The sequence below is a fragment of the Methylopila musalis genome (assembly GCF_042679725.1).
Classification (GTDB): Bacteria; Pseudomonadota; Alphaproteobacteria; order Rhizobiales; family Methylopilaceae; genus Methylopila; species Methylopila musalis.
On record NZ_JBHTMX010000116.1, the window covers coordinates 1 to 9148 of the forward strand.

Consider the following 9148-nt stretch of genomic DNA (forward strand, 5'->3'; position numbering starts at 1 on the left):
CGCCGCCGCCAAGCCGACGCCCGCCGCCTGGGACCAGACCATGCGCCACCCGCAGCCGTCGTCCGCGGGCCTCATCGCCGCGCCGGCCGCGGCTCTGGCCGGCGGCTTCGGCGTCGATCCGAGCTACGGCGCGAAGCCCGGCCGCTTCTCCGGCTCCTCGGTGATGCTGCTGCGCACCCAGTCCTTCACGGCGCAGCCTGGCGACACCGCCAGCCTCGGAGACCGCCGCGGCTGATCCGCAGGCCCCAAGGCGTCCGAACGCCTGAGCATCGAACCAAAAGAAAAGCCCCGGACCACATGGTCCGGGGCTTTTTCGTCGTCGTCGCCCGAGAGGCGGCGCGATCAGCCGGTGGGCATGCCCAGCGCCTGCAGATAGAGGTCGAGAATCGCCTCCTGCTCGGCGCGCTCGTCGGCGTCCTGCTTGCGCAGCGAAATCACCTTGCGCAGCACCTTGACGTCGAAACCGTTGCCCTTGGCCTCGGCGTAGACCTCCTTGATGTCGTCGCTGATGCCCTTCTTCTCTTCCTCAAGCCGCTCGATGCGCTCGACGAAGGCGGTCAGCTGATCCTTGGCGACCTCGTCCGGATTGACGGTGTTCAACGTTGCTCTCCATGGAATGTCGAGGCGTGGGGTTCGCAAAACCCCGCGGGCGCGTCAAGCGCGCCGGGCCCTCAATGCTGGCGCCGCGCGGCGAAGGCGGCCTGCTGCTCGGGCGTCGCCTCGGTCTGGTGCTTCGCCTTCCACTCCTCGTAGGGCACGCCGTAAACCGCGGTCCGCGCGTCCTCCTTGGACAGGGCGAGCCCTTCGGCGTCGGCTGCCTCCTTCAACCAGTTCGACAGGCAGTTGCGGCAGAAATTGGCGAGGTTCATCAGGTCGATGTTCTGCACGTCCGGCCGGGCGCGCAGATGGTTCACCAGCCGGCGGAAGGCCGCCGCCTCGAGCGCCGTGCGCTCGGCCTCGTCGAGGCCGGGCAGATCAAGCGGGGCGGGAACGGCGGTGGATTCAGCGGTGGATTCAGCGGTCATGGGGTCTGTCTCCGGACATCGGTGCGCGAGCCGTAATGGGCGATGTGGCCGATCTCGGGGCGCGCGAGGATCGGCGGCAGCAGGCGGGCGAGCCGGTCGGCCCAGGCCTCCTGCCCCGCGGCGTCGGCCACCAGATCCTGGCGGATCTCCACCAGCACATGGGGGAAGCCCCGGCGGGTGCCGTGCCGGTGCATGGTGTCGCCCTTCAGGGCGCCGTCATAAGGCTCGTTGTCGCCGACCACCAGATCGCCCTCGGCGCGCAGCGCGGCGAGCAGCGGCGCCGCGATCCGGTCGTCCCGGTCCCACAGCAGCCCGATGTGCCACGGCCGCGCCACGCCCTTCCAGGCGGGCGTGAAGCTGTGGAGCGCGATCACCGCCGGGGTCAGCCCCGCGTCCACCATGGCGTCGAGCCGGGCCGAGACCGCGTCGTGATAGGGCCGGTGGTAGCGCTCGATCCGCCGCCGCTTCTCCAGCGCGCCGGCGCGGGCGTTGCCGGGCACCACCGCCCCGTCGGACAGGCGCATCAGCAGCGTCGGGTCGTCCTCGCCGCGGTTGGGGTCGATGACGAGCCGCGACGTGGTGGAGAGCGTCGCGGGCGCGTTCAGCCGCTCCGCCAGCGCCAGCGTCACGCCGCGCATGCCGATGTCATAGGCGATGTGGCGCTCGAACTCGGACGGCGGCAGGCCGAGATCGCCCAGTTCAGGCGGAACGCGGTTCGACGCGTGGTCGCACAGCAGCAGCAGCGCCGCGTCCGGCGCGCCGGGAACCGTCTCCACGGGAACGTATTCGTCTTTCGTCGCGGGCGAAAATGGGTCGCAGGTCATGGTCTAAGCGACTGTAGTGACGCGCGGTCGGCGATGCCATAGGAAGAGCGCCCGGCCGCACCTCTCGGCAGTTTCGTCGCGTTCCCGCGCGGCGCCAGTGGAGCCTCGACCATGACCCCTGACGAGCGCCGCTCGCTCCTTCGCCGCGCCTTCGACGCCGGCGTCGCCGCGGCCCACCCCGCCGTGTGCCTGCCGGCCCATCTGCCGGCGCCGCCCAAGGGCCGGGTCATCGTGCTCGCGGCCGGCAAGGGCGGCGGCGCCTGCGCCGAGATCGCCGAGACCTTCTACCGCGAGACCCACGGCCTCGGGCCGGACCGGCTGACGGGCCTCGCCGTCACCCGCCACGGCCACGCCCGGCCGACCCAGTGGATCAAGGTGGTGGAGGCCGGCCATCCGGTGCCGGACGCCGCGGGCCTTCAGGGCGCCGCCGACACGATCGCGCTCGCCGAGCAGGCCGGCCCGGACGATCTGGTGCTGGCGCTCATCACCGGCGGCGGCTCCGCCAACTGGGTCGCGCCGGTGGACGGGCTCGACCTCGCGGTGAAGCAGGCCACCACCAAGGCGCTGCTGCGCTCCGGCGCGCCGATCGACGCCATCAACGCGGTGCGCAAGCACCTGTCCAAGATCAAGGGCGGCCGCCTCGCCCGCGCGGCCCATCCGGCCCCGGTGTTCGCGCTCGCCATTTCCGACGTGCCCCGCGACGATCCGTCCGTGATCGCCTCCGGCCCCACCGTGCCGGACCCGACCACGCTTCAGGACGCCCGCGACGCGCTGACGCGCTTCAACGTCGAGCCCCATCCGGACGTGGCCGCGGCGCTTTCGAACCCGGCGAACGAGAGCCCGAAGGCGGACGATCCGGTGTTCGCGAACACGAGCTTCCTCGTGGTGTCGCGCCCGGCCGACGCGCTCGCCGCCGCCATCCGCACGCTGGAGGAGGCGGGCGTCGAGGTGCGCGTGGTGGGCGCCGACATCGAGGGCGAGGCGCGCGAGGTCGCGGCCGAGCACGCCGCCATCGCCCGCGGGCTCGGCGGCCTGACGCGCCCCGTGGCGCTGATCTCCGGCGGCGAACTCACCGTCACCATCAAGGGCCGCAACGGCCGCGGCGGCCCGAACCAGGAATACGCGCTGTCGCTGGTGAACGAGCTCGGCGGCGTCGCGAACTGGGCGGCGCTCGCGGGCGACACCGACGGCGCGGACGGCGGCGGCGGCTCGCCGGAGGACCCGGCCGGCGCCGTGGTCGATCCTGCGACCCTGGAGCGCGCCCGGGCCAAGGGTCTCGATCCCGCCTACTTCCTCGCGGAGAACGACAGCACGGGATTCTTCGAGGCGACGGGCGATGGTCTCTACACCGGACCGACCTGCACGAACGTCAACGATCTCCGCATCGTGCTCGTTGACATACCAGACTGACGGCATCAAAAAGCGCGCTGACGCGACCGTGGGGAGCGTTAACGCAGAATGACGATTCGGATCGTTTCCTTTGCGCGCGCCGCGCGCCTTCTCCTCCTCGCGCTGACGGCGGCCGGCTTCACGGCCGCGTCCGGCGCGGCCAAGGCCGACTTCCGGCTTTGCAACAAGACCAACAGCCGCATCGGCGTCTCGATCGGCTACAAAGAGAAAGACACCTGGTCGACCGAGGGCTGGTGGAACGTCGCCGCCAACTCCTGCGAGACCATCCTGCGCGGCGCGCTGTCTTCGCGCTTCTACTACGTCTACGCGATCGACTACGACCGCGGCGGCGAGTGGAACGGCAAGGCGTACATGTGCACGCGCGACAAGGAATTCACGATCCGGGGCATCGAGGACTGTCTGGCGCGCGGCTACGACCGCTCCGGCTTCTTCGAGATCGACACCGGTGAGCAAGGGAGCTGGACGGTGCAGTTGACCGAACCGACCGCGAAGGCGGCGCAGCCTGCGAGCCCGCAGCCGACGCCCGCCCCCCGCGCCGCGGGCATCGAGCCGGGCGCGGCGGTCCAATGAGGCGTCTGCGTCGCGTCAAGGTCCTCGCCACGCTGGGCCCCTCGTCCTCGACCCCCGAAATGGTCGAGAAGCTGTTCCGCGCCGGCGCGGACGTGTTCCGCATCAACATGAGCCACACCAGCCATGAGCGCATGCGCGAGCTGGTGCAGACCATCCGCGACGTCGAAGACGAGGTCGCGCGGCCGATCGGCATCCTGATCGATCTTCAGGGCCCGAAGCTGCGCGTCGGCCGCTTCACGGACGGCGCCGCCCTGCTGAAGCAGGGCGCGACCTTCACGCTCGACGCCGACCCGACGCCGGGCGACGAGACCCGCGTGCACCTGCCCCATCCGGAGATTCTGGAGGCGCTGGAGCCGGGCCACACCCTGCTGCTCGACGACGGCAAGATCCGTCTGGTCGCGCGCGCCTGCACCCCGACCGCCACCGTCGCGGACGTGATCGTCGGCGGCCGGCTGTCGGACCGCAAGGGCGTCAGCCTGCCGGACACGCTGATCAAGACCTCGGCCATGACGCCGAAGGACCATTCGGACCTGGAGGCGGCGCTCGCCACCGACAGCGTCGACTGGATCGCGCTGTCCTTCGTGCAGCGCCCCGAGGACATCACCGAGGCCAAGGACATCATCCAGGGCCGCGCCGGGGTGATGACCAAGATCGAGAAGCCGCAGGCGATGACCCGGCTTCAGGAGATCGTGGACCTGTCGGACTCGGTCATGGTCGCCCGCGGCGACCTCGGCGTCGAGATGCCGCTCGAGGTGGTGCCGGGCCTGCAGAAGCAGATGACCCGCGCCTGCCGCAAGGCCGGCAAGCCGGTGATCATCGCGACCCAGATGCTGGAGTCCATGATCACCCAGCCGACCCCGACCCGCGCCGAAGTCTCGGACGTGGCGACGGCGGTGTTCGAGGGCGCCGACGCCATCATGCTCTCCGCCGAAAGCGCCGCCGGCGCCTATCCGGTCGAGGCGGTGGCGATGATGAACTCCATCGCGCTCAACGTGGAGCACGACCCCTATTACCGCTCCATCATCGACGCCCAGCGCGCCGAGCCGGAAGCGACCGGGGCCGACGCCATCTCCGCCGCCGCGCGCCAGATCGCCGAGACGCTCGACCTCGCGTCGATCATCTGCTGGACGGCCTACGGCACCACCGCCCGCCGCGCCGCCCGCGAGCGGCCGAAGCAGCCGATCATCGCGCTGACGCCGAGCCTTCCCACCAGCCGCCGGCTGGCGCTGGTGTGGGGCGTGCATTCGGTGCTGACCCACGACGCGCACGATCTGGACGACATCGTGAACCGCGCCTGCGACATCGCGCTCGATCAGGGGCTGGCGACCGAGGCTGACCGCGTCATCATCTCCGCCGGCGTGCCGCTGCGGCAGCCGGGCGCGACCAACATGCTGCGCATCGCCTATGTGGGCGGCGACCATCTGAAGCGCGACTGATCCGCCACGCCTTTATGCGAGATCGAAAAAGCCCGCCAGCGTATTCCGGCGGGCTTTTTCATGCCCGCTCCACCTCGCCGGCCAGCGCCTCGATCCCGGCCACGACGCGGGCCGTCTCCGTCCAGTGCGGCATGTGCCCGGCGCCCTTGAGGACGGCCAGCCGCGCGCCCGGCACGGCCCGGACGAAGGCCGCGGAGTGGAGGTCCGGCTCGACGATGTGGTCCTCGTCCGCGGTCATCGCCAGCGTCGGCGCGCGGATCGCGCCGTAGCGCCCGACCTGCTCCGCGAGACTGGCCTTCAGGTCCGCGAGGTCCTGCGCGTTGGCGCGGAATTCCTTCGGCCGCAGGATGGTGCGGGAGCGGGCCAGCGCCAGATAGTCCGCCGGCATGGGCTTTGGCGCGAAGGTGGAGGCGACCGCGGCCCGGAACAGCAGCGCGCCGACCGGCGGCGCGATCAGGGTCGAGAACAGAGGCCCCACAAGAGGCGCCGCGGCGAGACGGGTGTAGAGCGCAACGCCTCCCGGCCACGGATGGGTCGCGCCCGCGAGCGTCACCAGACCGGACACCCGGTCCCCATGGTCGAGCGCGAGCCGCGCGGCGAGGCCGCCGGACCAGGAATGGCCGACCGCCACCACTCGCCCCACGCCGACCGCATCGAGCGCCGCCATCACCGCCTCGCTCTGGGCCGCCAGCCCCGCCATCTCCCGTCCACCCAGCCGGTCGCTGCCGCCATGGCCCGGCCGGTCCACCAGCACCACGCGACGGCGGGCGGCGAGCGGCCCGCCGATCGACATCTCCAGATCTCTGAGATTGCCGCTGGCGCCATGCAGCAGCAGCAGCGTGGCGAGCCCCTCCCCGCCTCCGGGCGGGTTCAGGATCACCACGTTGAGGGCGCCGCCGGCGACAGGAGCGCGACGCTCCTCGCGCGCCGGCGCGGACGCGCGCGCCTCATCCGGGAGGTCGGCGATCGCGGTCATCGACGTCACGCCGGAGCCGTCAGATCGGCCGCCCTTCCACCTCGAGCGCCAGCTCGTCGACCTCCTTGTCGAGGCCCTCGATGGTCGGGTAGAGCGCCAGCGCCTTGCGGAAGGCCCCGAGCGCCGGCTTGTTCAGCCCGTTGTCCTTCAGGATGCGCCCGAGCGTCAGCCAGGCCATGAACTGGCGCGGCTCGCGGGACAGGGTCTCGTGCAGGTCCAGCATGGCACGGTCGTAGTCCCGGGACTGGTAGCGCAGGGCGGCGCGCCGGCTCCAGCCGTCCGCGTAGTCCGGCTTCAGGGCGATCACCTGATCCATCAGCGTGATCGCCATGGGAAGCCGCGCCTTGCGCTGGGCCTCGCCCGCGCGGGAGACGAGCAGGTCGGCGGTGTCGCTGCCGGAGCGGGCCCACAGCGCCTGCACCGCGCCGGCGATGCGGCGAGCGACCGCCGGATCCTTCGCCTCCGCCAGCCGCTTCAGCAGCTCGTCCGCGGCCTTGCCATGGGCCTCCGGCGCGGGGATGGGGCCGGTGGTTTCGGGCGGAGACGCTTTGGGGGCGGGGCCGGGGAGAATCGGCGTCAGGCCTTCCGGCCCGCGATCCGGCGGCGGCGCCGGCTGGGCGCCCGCGGGCGCCGCGGAGAACAGCACGGCGGCGAGCGCCACGCCGGGGGCCAAACGCATCATGGCCCGAAGCTTACGCCCCGGGCCATGAAAAGGTCAAAACGCAGACGGCCGGACGCCCGAGGGGCGTCCGCGCGGGCCTCAGCCCTGGCGGGCCTTGTAGCGCTTCTGGGTCTTGTTGATGATGTAGACGCGGCCCTTGCGACGCACGATGCGGTTGTCGCGGTGGCGGTTGCGCAGGGACTTCAGCGAGTTGCGGATCTTCATGGTCTCGTCCTCAAGACGCCGGCCGCTCGCGCGGCGCCTTGCGTCGATCTCGTGTTGGTGGCAGTCGGCCCGGCGCGGACCAAACGGACAAACGTCCGCGCGATCACGATCCGACGGTTCGGCCGGCTTTTAGTCGGAACGGGCGGATTTTGCAAGGCGGTCATCCGCCCCGGCCTTGTCCTTTAGCATCGTGGCGCCGGGCGCGGGCCTGTGCTCTATCACCCGTGTCGCAGCGCACAATGGACAGCAGAGCCATGACCGAGCCGAGACGCGCCCAAACCGATCTCCGCCTTCGCCGCAGCGTGCTTTACATGCCCGGTTCAAACCAGCGCGCGCTGGACAAGGCCAAGACCCTTCCGGCCGACGCGCTGATCCTCGACCTCGAGGACGCGGTCGCCCCCGACGCCAAGGAGCTGGCCCGCGAGCAGGTGTGCGCCGCGGTGAAAAGCGGCGGCTACGGCGCACGGGAGCTCATCATCCGGGTCAACGCCCCGCAGACGCCCTGGGGCGAGCAGGACCTGAAGGCCGCGATCGAGGCCGCGCCCGACGCCATCCTGATGCCGAAAGTGTCGTCGCCGGCCGTGCTGGAGAGCATCGCCAACCGGCTGGAGGCGCTGGACGCGCCGGAGAGCATCAAGATCTGGGCGATGATCGAGACCCCCGCCTCGATTCTGAACATCAAGGAGATCGCCGCCGCGTCGCGGGTGATGCCGGAGGCGCGGCTCACCTGCCTCGTGCTCGGCACCAACGATCTCGCCAAGGACACCTGGGCGCAGATCGTGCCCGGCCGCGTGCCCATGCTGCCCTGGATCATGTTCGCGCTGGCCGCCGCCCGCGCCGAAGGGCTGACGATTCTCGACGGCGTGTTCAACGACATCGAGGACGTGGACGGCTGCCGCGCCGAGTGCCGCCAGTCCCGCGATCTGGGCTTCGACGGCAAGACCATCATCCATCCGAACCAGATCGAGCCCGCCAACACCTCGTTCGCGCCGACCGCCGAGGAAGTCGCCCGCTCCCGCAAGGTCATCGACGCGTTCGACCTGCCGGAGAACGAGCGCAAGGGCGCCATCAAGGTGGACGGCCGCATGTATGAGCGGCAGCACATCGGCATGGCCCGCCGCGCGGTGGCGTGGCACGAGGCCATCTCCGCCCGGGACGGCTGACGCCGGAAGCGAGGCCCTGCGCGCTGGCGCGCAGGGAGCAATCGGTCTATGCCCTCGGTCGGGGAACACGGCTCGGGGCCACGGATTGCGATGCGCGTTCTGATCGTCGAAGACGACATGGTGATCGCCGGCACGCTCGGCCCCATCGTCACCCGCGCCGGCCATGAGCTCGTCGGTCTCGCCGCCGACCAGATCAGCGCGGTGGCGCTGCTGCAGGCGACGCGGGTCGATCTCGCCTTCGTGGACGTGCATCTGCTCGACGGCTGGACCGGGGTCGAGGTGGTGCGCGCCGCCAACGCCGAGGGCGCCGCCGCCATCTTCACCACCGCGAACCGCGGCATGGTGCCGGCCAACTTCGCCGGCGCCTGCGGCCTGATCGACAAGCCCTACACCGACGTCCAGATCGAGGCCACGCTGGCCTACATGGCCGCGCGGCTGAACGGCGAGCCCGGCGGCCCCGCGCCCGCCGGCTTCACGCCCTCGCCGTTCTGGCCGGAACGGCCGCGGCCGGCGGCGGCGAGCCGCCTCGCCCGGCGCGGCGGGCTCGCGCTTTAAAAAACCCCCGAAAGGGTGATTCGCCACACGCGCGCCTTCGTGTCAGCCTCGTCGCGTCTCCCGGCTCGGAGCGGCGCGGATGCTGCGAATGTCAGGCCCCAAGGTCGCCGTTGGACTGGCGCTGCTGCTGGCGGTGGCCTTCTGCGCGGTCGGCCTCGTGCTGATCAAGACCACGCCGACGCTGCCGCCGCTCGCCACTTTCGGCGTGCTGGTCGGGGTCTACACCATCCTGGCGCTTGCACTGCTGGACGTCGACGCGCCGAGCGAACCGGCGGCCCCGGCGCAGCCGCCCGCGCGCCGGCG

Annotated in this window: 12 protein-coding genes and 1 pseudogene; 7 read left to right on the top strand and 6 right to left on the bottom strand. The window is 71.5% G+C overall.

Annotated features, from left to right (window positions below; all coding sequences use genetic code 11):
• Positions 1 to 235, top strand: a pseudogene (locus tag ACFQ4O_RS12030) (DUF882 domain-containing protein); the annotation flags it as partial.
• A gap of 107 nt (positions 236 to 342) precedes the next feature.
• On the opposite strand, the gene ACFQ4O_RS12035 reads toward ACFQ4O_RS12030, so the two are convergent.
• The 3 genes from ACFQ4O_RS12035 to ACFQ4O_RS12045 form a co-directional block, all read right to left on the bottom strand.
• The gene (locus ACFQ4O_RS12035; RefSeq protein ID WP_378775935.1) at positions 343 to 600 is read right to left on the bottom strand and encodes a DUF2312 domain-containing protein; all 258 of its coding nucleotides are present in this window, start codon (positions 598 to 600) and stop codon (positions 343 to 345) included.
• Positions 601 to 671: 71 nt separating this feature from the next.
• A complete protein-coding gene (locus tag ACFQ4O_RS12040) occupies positions 672 to 1025 on the bottom strand; it encodes a DUF1244 domain-containing protein (protein ID WP_378775936.1) in 354 nt (117 codons plus the stop codon).
• Positions 1022 to 1849: an N-formylglutamate amidohydrolase gene (locus tag ACFQ4O_RS12045; RefSeq protein WP_378775937.1), complete on the bottom strand. Its 828-nt coding sequence runs from the start codon at positions 1847 to 1849 to the stop codon at positions 1022 to 1024. Before ACFQ4O_RS12045 ends, ACFQ4O_RS12040 begins: the two co-directional genes overlap by 4 nt.
• Positions 1850 to 1960: 111 nt before the next feature.
• Here ACFQ4O_RS12045 and ACFQ4O_RS12050 point away from each other — a divergent pair, with 111 nt between their 5' ends.
• Genes ACFQ4O_RS12050 through pyk form a run of 3 tightly spaced genes read left to right on the top strand, consistent with a single transcriptional unit; the run spans position 1961 to position 5265 of the window.
• Entirely contained in the window at positions 1961 to 3259 is a 1299-nt protein-coding gene (locus ACFQ4O_RS12050) for a glycerate kinase type-2 family protein (RefSeq protein ID WP_378775938.1), read from the top strand.
• Positions 3260 to 3307: 48 nt separating this feature from the next.
• Entirely contained in the window at positions 3308 to 3829 is a 522-nt protein-coding gene (locus tag ACFQ4O_RS12055; RefSeq protein ID WP_378775939.1) for a DUF1036 domain-containing protein, read from the top strand.
• Positions 3826 to 5265, top strand: coding sequence for a pyruvate kinase (gene pyk / locus ACFQ4O_RS12060; RefSeq protein ID WP_378775940.1), 1440 nt, complete (start codon positions 3826 to 3828; stop codon positions 5263 to 5265). Before ACFQ4O_RS12055 ends, pyk begins: the two co-directional genes overlap by 4 nt.
• A gap of 58 nt (positions 5266 to 5323) precedes the next feature.
• On the opposite strand, the gene ACFQ4O_RS12065 is transcribed toward pyk, so the two are convergent.
• From ACFQ4O_RS12065 to ykgO, 3 genes are all read right to left on the bottom strand, one after another.
• The gene (locus tag ACFQ4O_RS12065; RefSeq protein WP_378775941.1) at positions 5324 to 6241 is read right to left on the bottom strand and encodes an alpha/beta fold hydrolase; all 918 of its coding nucleotides are present in this window, start codon (positions 6239 to 6241) and stop codon (positions 5324 to 5326) included.
• 19 nt (positions 6242 to 6260) lie between these two features.
• Positions 6261 to 6923 carry a tetratricopeptide repeat protein gene (locus ACFQ4O_RS12070; protein WP_378775942.1) on the bottom strand — a complete coding sequence of 221 codons (663 nt, stop codon included), beginning with the start codon at positions 6921 to 6923 and terminating at the stop codon, positions 6261 to 6263.
• A gap of 78 nt (positions 6924 to 7001) precedes the next feature.
• Positions 7002 to 7127 carry a type B 50S ribosomal protein L36 gene (gene ykgO / locus ACFQ4O_RS12075; protein WP_020186918.1) on the bottom strand — a complete coding sequence of 42 codons (126 nt, stop codon included), beginning with the start codon at positions 7125 to 7127 and terminating at the stop codon, positions 7002 to 7004.
• 254 nt (positions 7128 to 7381) lie between these two features.
• Here ykgO and ACFQ4O_RS12080 point away from each other — a divergent pair, with 254 nt between their 5' ends.
• The 3 genes from ACFQ4O_RS12080 to ACFQ4O_RS12090 form a co-directional block, all read left to right on the top strand.
• Positions 7382 to 8290, top strand: a complete 909-nt coding sequence (locus tag ACFQ4O_RS12080; protein ID WP_378775943.1) for an HpcH/HpaI aldolase/citrate lyase family protein — start codon at positions 7382 to 7384, stop codon at positions 8288 to 8290.
• Positions 8291 to 8380: 90 nt separating this feature from the next.
• Positions 8381 to 8845 (top strand): response regulator, encoded by a 465-nt coding sequence (locus tag ACFQ4O_RS12085; protein ID WP_378775944.1) that lies wholly within the window; start codon positions 8381 to 8383, stop codon positions 8843 to 8845.
• Between the two features lie 79 nt (positions 8846 to 8924).
• On the top strand, positions 8925 to 9148 hold a 224-nt coding region (locus ACFQ4O_RS12090), incomplete at its 3' end, for a hypothetical protein (protein ID WP_378775945.1).